The 14,177-nt window shown below is 57.3% G+C and carries 21 protein-coding genes and 2 tRNA genes; 8 read left to right on the top strand and 15 right to left on the bottom strand.

The features are described 5' to 3' along the window. Window positions 1–49 precede the first annotated feature (49 nt). Window positions 50–134 (bottom strand) — tRNA-Tyr (locus HYPMC_RS07860). 330 nt (window positions 135–464) lie between these two features. Here HYPMC_RS07860 and rlmB point away from each other — a divergent pair. Beyond that, entirely contained in the window at window positions 465–1,184 is a 720-nt protein-coding gene (gene rlmB / locus HYPMC_RS07855) for a 23S rRNA (guanosine(2251)-2'-O)-methyltransferase RlmB (protein ID WP_013947335.1), read from the top strand. Window positions 1,185–1,254: 70 nt separating this feature from the next. On the opposite strand, the gene HYPMC_RS07850 is transcribed toward rlmB, so the two are convergent. After that, window positions 1,255–1,590, bottom strand: a complete 336-nt coding sequence (locus tag HYPMC_RS07850) for a hypothetical protein (RefSeq protein WP_013947334.1) — start codon at window positions 1,588–1,590, stop codon at window positions 1,255–1,257. Window positions 1,591–1,911: 321 nt separating this feature from the next. Between HYPMC_RS07850 and HYPMC_RS07845 the strand changes: the two genes are divergently transcribed. Continuing rightward, window positions 1,912–2,190 carry a hypothetical protein gene (locus tag HYPMC_RS07845; RefSeq protein WP_013947333.1) on the top strand — a complete coding sequence of 93 codons (279 nt, stop codon included), beginning with the start codon at window positions 1,912–1,914 and terminating at the stop codon, window positions 2,188–2,190. A gap of 237 nt (window positions 2,191–2,427) precedes the next feature. Here HYPMC_RS07845 and HYPMC_RS07840 read toward each other — a convergent pair whose 3' ends face one another. Then, on the bottom strand, window positions 2,428–2,616 hold the full coding sequence (locus tag HYPMC_RS07840; RefSeq protein ID WP_024275726.1) for a hypothetical protein: 189 nt from the start codon (window positions 2,614–2,616) through the stop codon (window positions 2,428–2,430). 186 nt (window positions 2,617–2,802) lie between these two features. On the opposite strand from HYPMC_RS07840, the gene HYPMC_RS07835 reads away from it, so the two are divergent. Beyond that, a tRNA-Thr gene (locus HYPMC_RS07835) sits at window positions 2,803–2,877 on the top strand. Window positions 2,878–3,416: 539 nt separating this feature from the next. Here the strand turns inward: HYPMC_RS07835 and HYPMC_RS07830 are convergent. The 3 genes from HYPMC_RS07830 to HYPMC_RS07815 all read right to left on the bottom strand — a co-directional run bounded on the left by HYPMC_RS07830 (window position 3,417) and on the right by HYPMC_RS07815 (window position 5,205). Next, window positions 3,417–3,875, bottom strand: coding sequence for a phosphate-starvation-inducible PsiE family protein (locus tag HYPMC_RS07830; RefSeq protein WP_244420999.1), 459 nt, complete (start codon window positions 3,873–3,875; stop codon window positions 3,417–3,419). Window positions 3,876–3,885: 10 nt separating this feature from the next. Further along, complete coding sequence (locus HYPMC_RS07825) at window positions 3,886–4,323, bottom strand: hypothetical protein (RefSeq protein WP_013947331.1); 438 nt, start codon at window positions 4,321–4,323, stop codon at window positions 3,886–3,888. Window positions 4,324–4,746: 423 nt separating this feature from the next. Beyond that, on the bottom strand, window positions 4,747–5,205 hold the full coding sequence (locus HYPMC_RS07815) for an Hsp20 family protein (RefSeq protein ID WP_013947329.1): 459 nt from the start codon (window positions 5,203–5,205) through the stop codon (window positions 4,747–4,749). Between the two features lie 256 nt (window positions 5,206–5,461). On the opposite strand from HYPMC_RS07815, the gene HYPMC_RS07810 reads away from it, so the two are divergent. The 3 genes from HYPMC_RS07810 (at window position 5,462) to HYPMC_RS24175 (ending at window position 6,916) form a co-directional block, all read left to right on the top strand. After that, window positions 5,462–6,166 carry a hypothetical protein gene (locus tag HYPMC_RS07810; RefSeq protein WP_013947328.1) on the top strand — a complete coding sequence of 235 codons (705 nt, stop codon included), beginning with the start codon at window positions 5,462–5,464 and terminating at the stop codon, window positions 6,164–6,166. 25 nt (window positions 6,167–6,191) lie between these two features. Continuing rightward, window positions 6,192–6,584: a DUF962 domain-containing protein gene (locus HYPMC_RS07805; protein WP_013947327.1), complete on the top strand. Its 393-nt coding sequence runs from the start codon at window positions 6,192–6,194 to the stop codon at window positions 6,582–6,584. A 101-nt stretch (window positions 6,585–6,685) separates the two neighbouring features. Beyond that, window positions 6,686–6,916, top strand: a complete 231-nt coding sequence (locus tag HYPMC_RS24175; protein WP_013947326.1) for a hypothetical protein — start codon at window positions 6,686–6,688, stop codon at window positions 6,914–6,916. A gap of 62 nt (window positions 6,917–6,978) precedes the next feature. Here HYPMC_RS24175 and HYPMC_RS07800 read toward each other — a convergent pair whose 3' ends face one another. Continuing rightward, on the bottom strand, window positions 6,979–7,194 hold the full coding sequence (locus HYPMC_RS07800) for a hypothetical protein (protein ID WP_013947325.1): 216 nt from the start codon (window positions 7,192–7,194) through the stop codon (window positions 6,979–6,981). Window positions 7,195–7,406: 212 nt separating this feature from the next. Between HYPMC_RS07800 and HYPMC_RS07795 the strand changes: the two genes are divergently transcribed. Further along, entirely contained in the window at window positions 7,407–7,616 is a 210-nt protein-coding gene (locus HYPMC_RS07795; protein ID WP_013947324.1) for a hypothetical protein, read from the top strand. After that, a complete protein-coding gene (locus HYPMC_RS24170; protein ID WP_155831208.1) occupies window positions 7,613–7,789 on the top strand; it encodes a hypothetical protein in 177 nt (58 codons plus the stop codon). Before HYPMC_RS07795 ends, HYPMC_RS24170 begins: the two co-directional genes overlap by 4 nt. Window positions 7,790–7,846: 57 nt before the next feature. Here HYPMC_RS24170 and HYPMC_RS07790 read toward each other — a convergent pair whose 3' ends face one another. The 8 genes from HYPMC_RS07790 to HYPMC_RS07755 all read right to left on the bottom strand — a co-directional run bounded on the left by HYPMC_RS07790 (window position 7,847) and on the right by HYPMC_RS07755 (window position 14,119). Further along, on the bottom strand, window positions 7,847–8,590 hold the full coding sequence (locus HYPMC_RS07790) for a superoxide dismutase (protein WP_013947321.1): 744 nt from the start codon (window positions 8,588–8,590) through the stop codon (window positions 7,847–7,849). 245 nt (window positions 8,591–8,835) lie between these two features. Next, window positions 8,836–9,180: a c-type cytochrome gene (locus HYPMC_RS07785; RefSeq protein WP_013947320.1), complete on the bottom strand. Its 345-nt coding sequence runs from the start codon at window positions 9,178–9,180 to the stop codon at window positions 8,836–8,838. 14 nt (window positions 9,181–9,194) lie between these two features. Then, window positions 9,195–10,418 carry a hypothetical protein gene (locus HYPMC_RS07780; protein ID WP_013947319.1) on the bottom strand — a complete coding sequence of 408 codons (1,224 nt, stop codon included), beginning with the start codon at window positions 10,416–10,418 and terminating at the stop codon, window positions 9,195–9,197. 5 nt (window positions 10,419–10,423) lie between these two features. Then, window positions 10,424–11,839, bottom strand: coding sequence for a cytochrome c (locus HYPMC_RS07775; RefSeq protein WP_013947318.1), 1,416 nt, complete (start codon window positions 11,837–11,839; stop codon window positions 10,424–10,426). 102 nt (window positions 11,840–11,941) lie between these two features. Next, window positions 11,942–12,304 carry a hypothetical protein gene (locus HYPMC_RS07770; RefSeq protein ID WP_155831207.1) on the bottom strand — a complete coding sequence of 121 codons (363 nt, stop codon included), beginning with the start codon at window positions 12,302–12,304 and terminating at the stop codon, window positions 11,942–11,944. A gap of 23 nt (window positions 12,305–12,327) precedes the next feature. After that, window positions 12,328–12,900, bottom strand: coding sequence for a DUF2244 domain-containing protein (locus HYPMC_RS07765; protein ID WP_013947316.1), 573 nt, complete (start codon window positions 12,898–12,900; stop codon window positions 12,328–12,330). A 76-nt stretch (window positions 12,901–12,976) separates the two neighbouring features. After that, window positions 12,977–13,372 (bottom strand): hypothetical protein, encoded by a 396-nt coding sequence (locus HYPMC_RS07760; RefSeq protein ID WP_024275721.1) that lies wholly within the window; start codon window positions 13,370–13,372, stop codon window positions 12,977–12,979. A gap of 210 nt (window positions 13,373–13,582) precedes the next feature. Beyond that, window positions 13,583–14,119, bottom strand: a complete 537-nt coding sequence (locus tag HYPMC_RS07755) for a copper chaperone PCu(A)C (RefSeq protein WP_013947314.1) — start codon at window positions 14,117–14,119, stop codon at window positions 13,583–13,585. Window positions 14,120–14,177 lie beyond the last annotated feature (58 nt).

Raw genomic sequence — 14,177 nt, 5'->3', positions numbered from 1 at the left:
GATTTCGGAGGTTTATATGGACTGATTTGAACTGTTTTGGATGGGGGTATGGTGGAGAGGGCTGGATTCGAACCAGCGTAGGCGAAGCCAACGGATTTACAGTCCGTCCCCTTTAGCCACTCGGGCACCTCTCCCCGAAGCCGCGTGCCGCGGCCCAGAAATGAAAGCGCCCTGCCAAACGGGGCAGGGCCTTTCGTCGGGTTATCTTCACGACGGCCGCTCCTGTCAATCGGAAAAGCGCCGATGTGCTCTTGCGCCCCCAACCACGGCCGGGCAAAGAACAGTATTTCCCGAGGCGGAAAGAAACGCACCGCCTATAGAGTTGAGGCCAAGCCCTGCAGAAACCACGTTTTAACAAGCCGTGGCGCGACAAGAAGCGCCCCAGTGGGTTTGCCTCGCGCGGACCAAATGCGCCATTTCGCGGCAAATCCCAGCGCACCGATGACCGTACCGGCGACGAAGACTTGCCCATACGCCTCTTTGGCCTCCACGCCGTCGAGGCGGCCCTCAAGAATCCCAATCGTCGCATCCTGCGCCTGCTGTTGACGGAAAACGCCGAGCGCCGGATCCGGGAAGCCATTGGCGAAATCAAACCGCCGGTCGAACACGTCAGCCCGCGCGACCTGGACAAGCTCCTTGGCGCCGACACCGTCCATCAGGGCGCCGCACTGGAAACGGAGCCCCTGCCCGAGCCTGATTGGCGTGATTTGGCTGCCTCAGCTAACGGACGCCCGCTCATTGTCCTGGACCAGGTCACCGATCCGCACAATGTCGGAGCCATCCTGAGGTCGTCGGCCGTCTTCGGCGCCAGCGGTCTCGTTATGACGCGCCGTCATAGCCCGCCGCTAAATGGCGTGCTCGCAAAGTCGGCTTCCGGTGCGCTAGAACTCATTCCCGTGGCGCTCGTCGCCAACCTCGCCCGAGCGCTCGATGAGCTTAAAGAGGCCGGCTTTACCATCGTCGGGCTCGACGGCCAGGGTGAGCAGACCATTGAAGCTCTTGATTGGTCGAAGCCCACCGCGCTCGTCATGGGATCTGAAGGCAAAGGCTTACGCGAGTTGACACGCAAGACCTGCGATTGCGTGGCGCGCATCACGACAGACGACGCGCTCGCGAGCCTCAACGTCTCCAATGCCGCCGCCATCGCGCTTCATACGGCGCTCCTCGCCCGAAAGCGGGTCTGACAAAAGCAAAGCCCGGAACAGGTGTTCCGGGCGCCGCAAACTGTCTTCGTGACGAAACAGCAGACGTTGCTCACCAATCTCCGCGACGATGGCCGCCATAATGCCGGCGATGCCATTCAACGTGATAGTACCGGCGGTTCGGCGCGCCCCACGCAGCGTAATAGGGCGGCAGCTGCAGTCGGGAACGGCGGATGATGGGTCGACCCCACTCACCTGAGTTGTAGTAGGGATAATAACCACGCGGCGAATAGAAGTATGAATAGTACTCCTCAAGCGCGTCGTTCCGATAATAAGGGCGGTCGCGGAGGTCCGGGCTATTGAAAAGATCGAACGCCGACGCCGGCTGCGCAGCCGCAACCCCGGCCGTTGCGATTACGGCGAGCGCCATGAAAGACCTAAAGCGCATTGGCAGAACTCCTGCGTGGTTCCAGTCAGAGCGGAACGATGCCCTGCAAAGGTTCGAGAATCATTGCCAGAGCTTATCTTAAGATCCCTTACGGGGCATCTTGCGATCGTCGCCCGGTATCAAAATCTTCCGAGCCGTTACATCTCTGCCAAAGTGCATGAGTACGGACACGTGCAGAAATGGCGGCGGTGTGCTCGCCGCTTCAAATCTGACGGCTCAATACCCTCCAAGTCATAACAAATACCTGCCCCCCACGGAACTTAAATGCCCTTTACGCGTTCAGCTATGTCTTTGGGAAACACAATACAAACGGAGATTGTCTTGCGCCTTAAAACCATCGCGCTGGTCGCAGCGTTTACTGTAGGCTTGGCCTCGGCTGCATCAGCGATGACCGTCACGAAGCCCTCGGGCTTCGCGCCGCTCCCGAACCTGCAACAGGTCGATTACAAGAAAAATAAACATCACTACGACCGTAGAAAATACCGGGCCGGCCACCGCTATGACAGGGCGCCCTCCAACTGGCATCGTTACAAAAAGCGTCCGGGTGATTGGCAGCGTCGTGGCTGCATCATCGTTGGCCCGATCTGGTGGTGCCCCTGACGCTCCACGGAGCGCGGACTAAACCGCTAAGAGATGCGATTGGGAGTGGAGATAATCTCCGCTCCTTTTTTTTATGCTTTCAGGCCACGCCCCTCAGTTTCGCGCGGGCAACCTCTCTCGATTGCGGATTTTCGCGCTAAATCCGCTTCTTATATCCGTCGCGGCCGCTTGCGCATGAGTGCGCCAGCCGCGGCTGCGCGCATTCCTAAATCATTCGCGCGGTCAGGTGATCAAAAATCAATTGATCTGCAGGACCGCCAGCGGAGGATGTCGAGCATCACCGCGCCGATTTTGAGGACGCACGTACATAATCCGGGCCGCCGGTCGCTCCGCCTTCAGTTTGAGCGCCGCTACAAGGGCATCGTCCCCCTCGACGACGACATGCCCAACCTGCCCGTCGTACTTAAAGCCGACTGTGAACTGCATGTGATCGCCTCCTCTACTTTTGAAAGCCTAGCACGTAAGCGGAGAAGTCGCATCGTCGACTTGCACCCAGCACCCAACCTCCTGTATCAAGCGCCTTCGCTCGGCCTCGTCCGACCTGACAAATGCGTGACAAAATCGAGCGTTGAAGTTTCGCTCGGATCTAAATTATTGATTTTCAAACGGTCCGCCGGCTTAGCACAGTGGTAGTGCACCTGATTTGTAATCAGGGGGTCGTAGGTTCAAATCCTACAGCCGGCACCAATGTTTTCCGATACTTAGCCCGCTTCCGATTGTCATTCTGACTTTCTAACAGCGGCGCCATTCTGACTTTTGTAGCCGGATTGTTCACTCGTTTTACTTGTTTTCGGATTATAGACGGTGCTAACCGACACGCACCCGCTCCTCGGCGCGCAGCACGATTAGGTCTGATGAAGTTTCGAATTCTGATGGCCGGTCTGTCGCTGTTGGTTCTCATTGCTGTTGCAGCGTATTGGCTTGCCAAGGCTCACGAACAGCCCTCTGATCCCCACCGTATTCAGATCCAACGTGACAATTTGAGAATCGGCTAAGCCTGCCGACCAATACAGTCGTCAATCTGATTTTCCGCCATCGACGCCCTTCTGACTTGCATCGCCATTGCGTTCTCTATTCTGTCTGCTTTCGATCCACGCACGACGTCGACGCGCAGCCTGCGGTGTCTTGTGCCCGCTGAGCGCCATCACCCCTGCTCGGTCAGATCAACGTCGCCGGGTTCAGCGCCCCCCACCGTGGCCTACTCTCGACCGCTATCATCAGCTTTTTCATTTAGGACGGTCTTCGCTCCGGCTTTCCTGTTCCCGGACAGCCCAATAAACACTTCCGAGCGCAATCGTCGCCGCAGAGAGGGAGAGAAGCAGCATGGCATCCGCTTCTGCGACCTCGATCACGATAAATTTGCGGAGGACGGCGAGGAGCGCGATCAAGACAACGGCGCGTACCTGCACGATACTAAGCCCACGCTCGAGGATGCCGAGAATGGTGTGATTGAACTCCAATGCTATCAGGACAATCATAATCATGCCGAAGAGCGACTGGAAAATCTTCGGACGCGCAGGGTCAATCACTCCTTCAGCAATGAGGATACAAACAGAGCGAAGCAGATTGACCATAGCCGCCAGAATGACCACCGATATGAGCAGGCCCAAAATAACAACGATGACCTGCTCGAACCGCTGATAAAGGTCCAGGCGCCTCCAGTTCTGCCGGGTATCGTCGAACATCGCCATCACCTTAAGACCATTCTGGATCGAGGACGACCATCGCGCTCGTACTCCGAGCGGCAGGAAATCTTCCGGCGGGGAAGCTGGACTCCACTCGCGCTTGCGCGGACGTTTTCGTGCGCAGCATATTTTCTAAGTCGGCCACGACGCGGGCCGCAGCGCCTCTCTGGACCACAGGCCTTTGCAGTTCATGGGGCGCGTCCGCCAAAAGATAAGGCACCTCCATCATATTCAGTTCAGCGCAAAGATCGAACGCTTCATTGTGCAAGCCTTTGTCGATAACCGCGACATCAATATCCTCCTGTTCAATAATGGAAAATGCGGAGATGACATTGGTAGCGGTGATCACTTTGGCGCTGCGATCACGCAGCGTTTTTTCCAGCGCACAAGGTGCAAGAAGCGAACCTTTGACGATGAGTACTCGCTTTCCCGAAAGCATTGCTTGCATGATCCCCTCTCGTGCTAATCAGTCCGATGAAGCTTTGGAGACGATCGGGCGTCCAAAATCACGCCCACGTCCCCTGCCCCGCCAGCGGCGACGCCAATAACTCTCAAACAGACGCGCCGGGCGGACGACGTGGTAGTCGAGGCCGCGGGCCTCGGCGAAAGCGATTGCCGCTCTCAGCGATCTGAAGAATCTGCAGCTTCCAGGAATGCCTAAGCCGATGAGCCAAGCGCTATTGCGCTCAATCTCGAGGCCCCATCCCTTTCCCATCGGAAAGATCCGACACGAGGGACGGCCCGAAAGCCGTCCCTGTCGAGCGGAGATGCCGGCGCCATGTCCTGTCGCCACCGGCATCACGCTCTCAACGGCCGCAACTGAACGGCCGGAGAATGCAACCACGCTCATCCCTGCCTCTCAGTGGATGATCTACGCGGCTTTCTTCTCGATGCGCGCCGGCGCGTCGGAACCATTTCCAATCGTGATCGGGATGGACCGAGGCTTCATCGCCTCCGGCAGTTCGCGTTTCAAGGAAATGACCAGCAGCCCATTGTCGAGCTCCGCGCCTGTAACCTCGACGTAATCCGCGAGATCGAATTCGCGGACGAACTGCCGGGCGGCAAGACCTCGGTAAAGGTAAATTTTCTGATCGTCGTTCTCGGCTCTGCCTTTGATCGTTAGGCGATTTTCAGCCTGGACGATCTCAAGATCATCCGCAGAAAAGCCAGACACCGCCATTACGATGCGAAATTCGTCGGCCCCGGCTTTTTCAATGTTGTACGGGGGATATCCATCGCCCTGGCGCTGTAACGCCTGGGCCAGAAGATCGGGAATTTGCTCGAACCCGATGCTCGAACGAAACATCGGCGTGAAGTCGAATGTCGCCATAGCTATCCTCCTTCCAGAAGCGACAACCAGAGCAAGGGACGGCCACATCAGGGCCGTCCGAGCGGCGATTTAATTTCGTCGATTGGATCGTTCAAGAGGATAGATAGGAAAATTTTCGAGACTTAGATTGGATGTGCGACCAAGGCGAACCCAACGTTTTGGCCTGCGGCGGAACATTCCTAAGGCCAATCGAATTTAAGTGCGGAGTGATTTCAATGATCTCACCGGATCTTCATTGCGGATGAGAGAAGGGACAATGTCGATCTCTACCGGAAAATTCTTCAAGACGTTGATTTGCGTACTGTCGCTCTGTTTCTTGCAGGTTTCTTTCGGAAGGGCCGCCGAGACAGCAAGCTTGGATGGTCGCTATTTTATGGTGGTGTGGGCCTATCAGGGGCCGGACGATGATCTAGTACATGCCCATACATTCATCAGCTTCTATCGCGGAAATGACTTGGCGAAGGGCGTGGTCAGCCCGCTGACAATAAGCTGGCTACCCGCCACGAAAAAAGTACAGCCGTTTGGATCTGAGCGAGGCCATAACTTTTCACTTTCCGAAACTTTGCAAATGGCCTGTCACGCCGGCCGACGCGTAAAGTCCTGGGGACCCTACGAGATCACGGCGGAATTATTCGAGAGAGCAAAGATGCGTCTTGCCCTCTTGCAGTCAGGCCGCGTCAGTTATTCGATGATCAACTCGCTTCCGAGATCGATGAACTGTATCACCGCGGCAGGAGACATCACGTCGATGCCGCTTAATACGGGAATTTTGTGGGGCATCGCAGCGAGCGCAAAAGTCGTCAAGCACCTGTCGCCCTATATCGTGAGGACAGAGGACGACCTGAAAGACCTTATTGCGAGATCCAAATCCGAGGCCTGCCCCGGACGGGCAACGGAACTAAGCCATGGGACGATTAATAAATCGATCCCCCAGAGTATCGCCGCAGCACTTGGGCATTGAGCATAACAGCTTGGAGGTAAGAGAGATGGCGACCCGCTCTTTGAGCAAACGAAATTCGACAACAGAGCCCGCGCCGAAGTTCGCATCATTCGATGAATTCTGGCCATATTATCTCAAGGCGCATTCCAAGCCTGAGACGCGCGCGATGCATATGATAGGAACGACGCTCGGTCTTCTTGGCGTTGCCGGATGGCTAAAAACCGGCCGAGGTCGATACCTGGCCGCAGGCATAACTGGTTCATACGCCAGTGCCTGGGCAGGCCACTTCGCCTTTGAGCGAAACAACCCCGCCGCTTTTGAAAATCCACTTTGGTCGCTGGAGGCAGATTTGAAGATGTACGGACTCTGGCTGACTGGCGGCTTGGAAGCAGAGATCAGGCGCGTCGCAGGCGGTAAAGAAAGATCTCCTAGCCAATAGCGCATCGCAGATTTCGAAGAGGATCCGGCGCGCACCATCACACGCAACCAAAAGCGACCCACCGACGTTCATGCTCTGCAGCATCGAACGAAAGCTCAAGCATGGATAGTGGTACTCCCCTTCCGGGAAGCGTGCTTGTCGATCTTTACATAAGACTTCGAGATGAGATCGACGGTGGCGAACGGAATCTCGATCCAAACCATAAGCAGCGGGCGAGAATTGTGATGACAATCCTCGCCGCCTCGGAGTCTGTTTTCGACATGGTCGCTCTTGAGGAACGCGTCCGCGCCTCGCTTGCCGACACGCTCAAGCCTCGGCCCTTGGCGGCATAGGTCGCATTACGACCCAGCCGTTCAAACGCGTCCCGAAGGCCTGCGAAAGTCGCTTGCCGGTCCTAGTATTTCTTGCAATCCAACCAGCCGAACATGCGACGGCCAAACGCCTCCGTGCGATACGCAACGCGCTTAACCATCGTCGTCGTTCCGTCGACCGCAGAGTTGAATTCGGATTTCATGTGCTTGTAACCGAGGCAATGAGCTTCTGAGACTGCAGGCAGCGAGACGAGCGCTGCAGCTCCCATTGCGGCGGCGAATAAGGTACGCTTCGACATGCGGGAACTCCTGTTTGCCTTCAACGATAGGTCGAATCTACGCCGAAAAATCAGGACAACACGTGACAACTGAGCGCTTGGTTAGCGCCGCGTGAAATCATCTCATCCGCCACAGGCGTTAATCTCGCGCCGGCCACAACGTTCGCGAAAGCACGGTGGGAACTTTGCATTCCTGGCGTTCGTTGGCGGAAAAAGCCGCGCGGATAAAAGCTATGAAGTGGCCGATCATCATTCTGTCGATCATCATAATCGCTGGGGCCATTTGGTATTGGCAGCGCCTTGATCTTTCGACGGTGGATGCGGCCAAACCCGCACCCTCAGGAACTAATCAATCATCACCGCCAAAGGCAGCGCCTGAGCCATATCCGATCAGCCCGACACCACCTCCACCCGACGCAACGGTCAACAAGAAGACGCCGTGACGTTCCCCGTCTCGCAGCGGAACAACCGTTTTCCACTCGGCGTTGCTCCTAGTATGGACGACATGCGCGTACTCATCGTTATCGTGGCGATATTTGCCGGCATTGCCTTCGATATCGCATTCAATAACGCGGCGGCTCTCAGCTGGATCGGCGCGCAGCTCGGACTGAATTAAGCCGCCAAAAAGCCGTCCGAAACGCATCCGGACGGCTTTGTCGATTTTACAGTGAAATCAAATGGCGAGCTTGCCGGCCTTTGCCGCCGAATAGCGATCACCGACGGCTTTCCAATTTACGACGTTCCACCACGCTTTCAGATATTCAGGGCGCCTGTTCTGATATTTGAGATAATACGCGTGCTCCCAAACGTCATTTCCCAACAACACGCGGCCGCCGTCCATGAGTGGCGTGTCCTGGTTCGGCTTGGCGACAAGCGCGAGTTTTCCATCCTTGTCGACGGTGACGAAAACCCAACCCGATCCGAAAACTTTTCCGCCTGCTGCATTGAACTGCTGCTGTAGCTTATCGAGCCCGCCGAAATCCCTGTCGATGGCCGCTTTCACCTCACCATCCGGCCCAGCGCCCCCGGGCGGCCCCATGATCTCCCAGAACATGCTGTGATTGGCGTGACCGCCACCGTTATTGCGAACGGTCATGCGAATGTCTTCCGGCACGTCGCTGAGCTTGACGAGCAGCTCTTCCAGCGGAAGCGATGCGAGCTGTGAATGATCCTTCAGCGCCGCATTCAGATTCTTGACGTAGGCCGCATGATGCTTGTCGTGATGCAGCTCCATGGTTTGCGCGTCGATATTCGGTTCCAACGCTCCGAATGCGTAAGGAAGCGGCGGAAGCTTGTACGGCCAACCGGCCCCGGTCGTTTCGGCGAAAGCTTTGACTGTCGCAGAGGAAGAAACTGCCGCAACAACGGAAACGGCGCGCGCCGCCTTGAGAAACGATCGTCGGTCGAGGTTCGTCATGGGAAAAACTCCTTGGCTGATGTCGCTTCGAGGGCATCGCAAGGAGATGTAGAGCCGGATTACAAAATCTCCAGTCAGAAGATCGACAAAACGGCGCAGGTTGGCGCTTAGCGGCCGGCTATTGTCGTTCAATAGCCACAAAAAATGGCAGCCGCCTGTAAAAGCGACTGCCATCCGCGATTTCGGCCCCGCTTCGGATCATGAAGATGCAAGAGACTTGCCTCTCCGTGGATCGGGATCGTTTGCTATTTCTGCGCCAACGGCGAGGCGAGCGAATGCCAGAACGCGGCAAGGTTATCGATATCGGCATCGCTCAGAGGCTTTGCCATTTCCGCCATCGTCGGATTGGTGCGCTCTGTGCCGCCTCGATACGCCTTTAGCGCCGAGACGATATAGTCGTTGTCCTGTCCGGCGAGACTTGGAATGCCCGGGATCTGGCTGATGCCATTTTCACCATGACACGCCATGCAGACTTCAGCCCGCTTTCGGCCGGCGGCCAGATCGGCAGCCTGTGCGTATGAAGCCGTTTGAACGATCGCGCATGCAGCCACGATATAGCTGACTACGGCGCGCTGTTTGATCAACGCCATTGTATCCTCCGATCCTAAGCGAGAAACGCGTTGCGAAGCCAGATCGCGACGCCATAAACGAAAAACACGCCAATCCACACAACGAGGACAGCGACGGCCGCCGAGCCAAGCCGATCAACCCGCGCTTCTGCGGTATAGACGCCCTCAACCCGGCCTGCACGGTAGAGCAATGTCAGGTAGTACCCGCCCACCAAGCTGCCGATGCCAAGGATCGTCGAGAAGAAGAGGATCGTTGACGGCCAGTCTGCGTGCACCGTGTAAGTGTCGGCGTTGTAGCCGAACGGCTTCAGGTACGCGACGCGAATGACCTCACGCCAAATCGCGAGCAGAGCGACCATCACGAGGCCGAGACTGAGCATGGTGTAGCCATGAAGCCGCGGATGCCGTTGCGAGGCGAGCCAAGCCAGGATGACGAGACCGGCCGGGATCAACCATCCGAGCGGCTGTGACCGCAGACCGGTCGAAGCCGGGAGGTCAAATTGCCACCAGACGGCAAGAAGCGCCGAAATGATCGCACCGCGCGCCGCGATCTTACGCCCGAGGTCGCGAGCGAACTCGAGGTATTCCCGCGTCTTATCGCGACGCACCGTGAGATATTCGCTGTAGGCGAGCAGGAAGAGACCGACGGCAGGCGCCGACAGGCTCATGATGAAGAGATAGCGCGCCCACTCGATTGCGTGCAGCTTCGTGCCGCTTGTATCAACGACGCCACCCGGCGCGTACCACGACATCCACTCACCGGGCAGGATGGCCTGATAAGCCAGGACGTGCATGATCAAGCCATCGAGCGCGAAAATCGCCAAGCTCATCACAGCATAGAAGCCTACGTATTGCTTTGCGCCGTCGTGGTTCGCCTCATAAAAAACGAACCAAAGACAATAGCCGACGATCAGCGTGAAGATGAACCCGATCACCCAGGCCGCCGAGAGCACGTTGGACGTGTACCACTGCGGATCATAGATGACCTGGGTGAAGAGCAACGGCGAAACGCCGAGCACGATCAGCAGCGAAACGCTGACCTTTGCGACCTTCGTCATCGCCAGCGATAGCTGCTCCCAGAAGGGACCGGTTGCCCGCCTGAAAAACGCATATACGGCGAGCACACCGGTGCCCATCGTCAACATCACGAACGCGATGTGAAACACCCACGTCGCAACGGCAAGAATTTGAAACACGACGGGTGTCGCAGGCACGCCTGCCGGATCCCTCATCGTGTTTATGACTGTGCCGACATCCATGTCTGCTATTCCTTCTTAGTCTCGGGATTAGGCGCGGCGGCTGCAATTGGCGTCGTGTCCTCCTTCAAGGGACCGGCCTTTGCATCCACAGTGGCGATGTAATGCGCGATCGCTCCGATCTCGTCGTCGGGAAGATCGATGCGCGGCATGTAAGGAATGCTGCCGTGCCGTAGCGGTCCCTTGAGGAACGCTGCGATCATGTCTTCATCCGTCGAGCGATGGAATATGTCGGGTAAGCTGCGAAGCGGCGCACCCGGATCGAGCGAATGACAATTCGAGCACGCAATCTTGGTCAGCAGTTCGCCGACCTCTAGCTTGTTACTGTCGGTAATTTTTCGCAACCGGTCCGGAATGAACGGATGGACTTTCAAGAAGCCCTTTTCCGCGATGGTATCCACTTCGCCGACGATGCCCTTGCCCGGAACATCGCGGGAGATCACCTGGTCGCCATAGATGTACTGCCCGGCCACGTAGGGCTTGCGCATGCTTTCACGCATGCGTTCCTCCGGCCAGACGCCGACAATGGCGATGAACAGGAATAGCGGTACCGCCACCCAAAGCCGAACCATCTGCGGCCAAAGCATCGCCGAGATGAGATAGACGGCCGTGACTGCCGCAACCCCGATCATGGCGTGGGCATAGACCGGCAGAAGATGCGCCTGCAGCATGACGTGCGCATTGTTCGGTAGCGTCTGCAGATAGTAGAGGAACATGACGACGGAGAAGAGGCCGCCGACGAGGCCCACGGGCGCAATCAGGCGAACGACGCTCGCGCGGAGCGCCTTATCCTTGACACCTGGGACAACCATCAGGCCGACGATAGCTGCCATGACCAGCATCGAACCCGTTCGCACGCCAAGGTGCGCGAAGAAGTTGATGTTGTAGAAGGCGTCGTTCGTCGAACCCGTCTGATACCAAGTATCGCTTCCCGGCCACATCATGAACGACAGGATGCCGACGATCAGCAGCATCGTCCCCCAGGACGCCAGCGCAAACGACCACGTCAGTTTGAGATGCGAGATCGGATCAATCTTGCCCACAAGGTAGACCAGCGCGTATGCCCCGATGACCTCGACCGTGAAGAAGACCCACTCCGCTGCCCAGACCCAGACGAAGTTATGAATGAGGCCACTGACCCCGCGAGGGCTCGCGACTGTGATCGCGTACCAGATGCCCGGCCCCGTGATCGACCCGATGATGTAGGAGAAGACCAGAAGAAACAGACCGTAACGCTTGATGAAGTCGAGCAATTGCGGCTGCTTGTCCCGATAGGCTTTCGTCTCTAGCAGCGCGAACAAAAATGCTGCGCCGACGGAAGTGTGGGAGGCAACGACGTGAATGACGCCGATGATCCCCATGACCCATGCCGTGCCGATGTAGGGCACGTAAAAGGTCGGATACATGCCAAGCATGCTGTCCATGAGGGTTTCCTGAATCCTTAAGCTAGTGATTGTTGAGCGCTCGCGTACGAGCCACGTCGATGGCTAGGACTGCGAAGACGCTTCCCTGTGATTAATGGTGCTTCAAATCATCGGCGGTCCTCGCGCGCCCAACGCTGCGAAGCGCTGCGCTGGCTCGCGAAATGCGACATTCGCAATCGCCAGACGTTCGCCGGCGCTTCTGGCCGGCACGAGATCTCTCGCGCCCGGCGGCTGCAGCCCAGAGAGCTTGGCGAGACAGCACAGCCCGCAAGCATCGCCGTACGCGCCGACATGCCCGTCCCTGTTCGCTGGCGAGCAGATTGGCGGTAGCGATCCGTCGGGCAATGCGTACGCGCTTGCATCAATGGGTGGCCGCACGGGATGCGGCTTGGAAATGCTGACCGAGAACACGCACGCCAGCGCATACAGCGCCAACAACACGCTTCTGGCCGTCCGTGTCTCCACGCGGCGCCCGATGTCTCCGAACGTCATGGCGCGTACGGCCCTTTGGTAAAGAGTGACCAGCCAAAGGCCATTTCGGTGCTAAGCGGAACGGAATAGCGCCGCAGGCTCTGCCACAACACATCGGCAAAGCTTGCCCGCTCCGCTGGCGAGAGATCGCGCGCAATCTCCTCGCGCTTTCCTCGAACGGAAAAGGCGAGACGACGGCAACCAAAGTCAGGATCATCGGAACGGATAAGCTTCAGGCCATAACACGCAAGCCGAAGCTCGCGGACGGATTTTCCGAAGGCAAAACGGCGAATGTTGACGGCGCCATCTTCAACGACGATTTCCTCCCGCCGCTCCTGCTGGCAAAGCCGAAAGGCGTGGATGGCAAACACCATTCCCAATAAATCGATGACGGAAAACATCGTAACCGGCCAGTAACCTCGCATGAGAAACGGCGCCTGAAAAATAGCGACCGCTCCGCTAAGCGCGCCGTAGAGCATATAAGCCCCGCGATCGCTTAGACTCTGATTTGGAACAACAACAAACGATACGCGCTCCCGCGCGCAGCCCCTCTGTGACTGCGCATGCGCTGTTGCACATGGCGAAGACATGACGGCCTCACAAATGCTGAATCCGATGCGACGCAGCTTTGCAGAGTTGAACTCCACGCCGCCGCGGCCTTAGCAATTAGACATCAGGATAAGGAGGCGCCCGCGAACGGAAGTTCGGCGGCCAATCGGCGCCGACATCGGCGCGATAGCCATCAGGCCACGCCTCAACGACAAAGCGTTGAGCGACGGATAGCTGCCTGTCGTGCTCGGTGATGAGTCCCGGCGCAGCCGACAACAGACATGCCGCACACGCCGAGCAGGCATGCTTACCGCCCGGCACGCCCTTGCCTCCTCCGCAAATGAAAGGAAGCGAGCCATCGGGCAACGCATACGCGGCGAGGTCGACATTTGACGCGGGCGTGATCGGTTTATGCGCAAAGCCAAACGTCGCCGCTGCGAGCACATAGAGTGCAAACAGCAATCCGCGCGTCAAGTCATTGCGACGAAGCCAGCCCATGACGTCGACGTTCACAACCCGGTGAGGTCTAAGTCAAGCGCTCAAACGTCGCGACTGCACCGTCAATTTGATCGATTTTGCGAATGAAAACAAACCCGAGAGCGCAACTCGGAATTTGCGAGATCGAAAAGCTAGACTACGACAATTGGTCGGACAGCAACGAGCCGACATCGCCGCTGTCCGATCGCAAACTTGCCAAGTCACGAAAACTGACACACGTCAGTATCACTGCGCGTGCTCGTGCTTCATATCAGTGTCGTCCATCTTCATCGTGCCGTCCATTTTCATGGCACCGTGATCTCCGTCACCACTCGTCATTGCGCCGATCGATTCCACTTTGTAGGTCACATCGATCGTGCCAGCCTTTTTAAAGGTTAGAGACCCCTTGATGTTGGGTCCCTGCGCAATCGGCGTCTTCAGTCCCGTAAACATGAGATGATAGCCACCAGGACTGAACTTGACTGTCTCGCCGGGCTTGATCTCCAGACCATCCTTCAGCTGACGCATCAGCATCTTGTCGCCGTCCATCTTCATCTCGTGAATTTCGACGTTGCCTGCGCCTTCGAACGTCCCGCCCATCATCGTGTCGGGTTCTTTGCCGGTGTTGGTGATCGTCAGATAACCGACGCCCACCGCGGCGCCTGGTGCCGTCGCACGCGTCCACGGATGCTTGATCGCAATGCCGTCCTTTTCGAACTTGTGCGCCATTCCGGGCGTGCTGCACGCAACCACAAGCGCCAACGCCATCATCAACCGTTTCATGAGTTCTCCAATGCGAATGCTAAATGTTTGAGTTTGGAACGCGCTGTATCCGCCAGAC

Origin of the sequence: Hyphomicrobium sp. MC1 (assembly GCF_000253295.1) — a bacterium.
GTDB lineage: Bacteria > Pseudomonadota > Alphaproteobacteria > Rhizobiales > Hyphomicrobiaceae > Hyphomicrobium_B.
The sequence above is the reverse complement of the archived record's forward strand: the minus strand, read 5'-3'. Positions and strand labels throughout refer to the sequence as shown.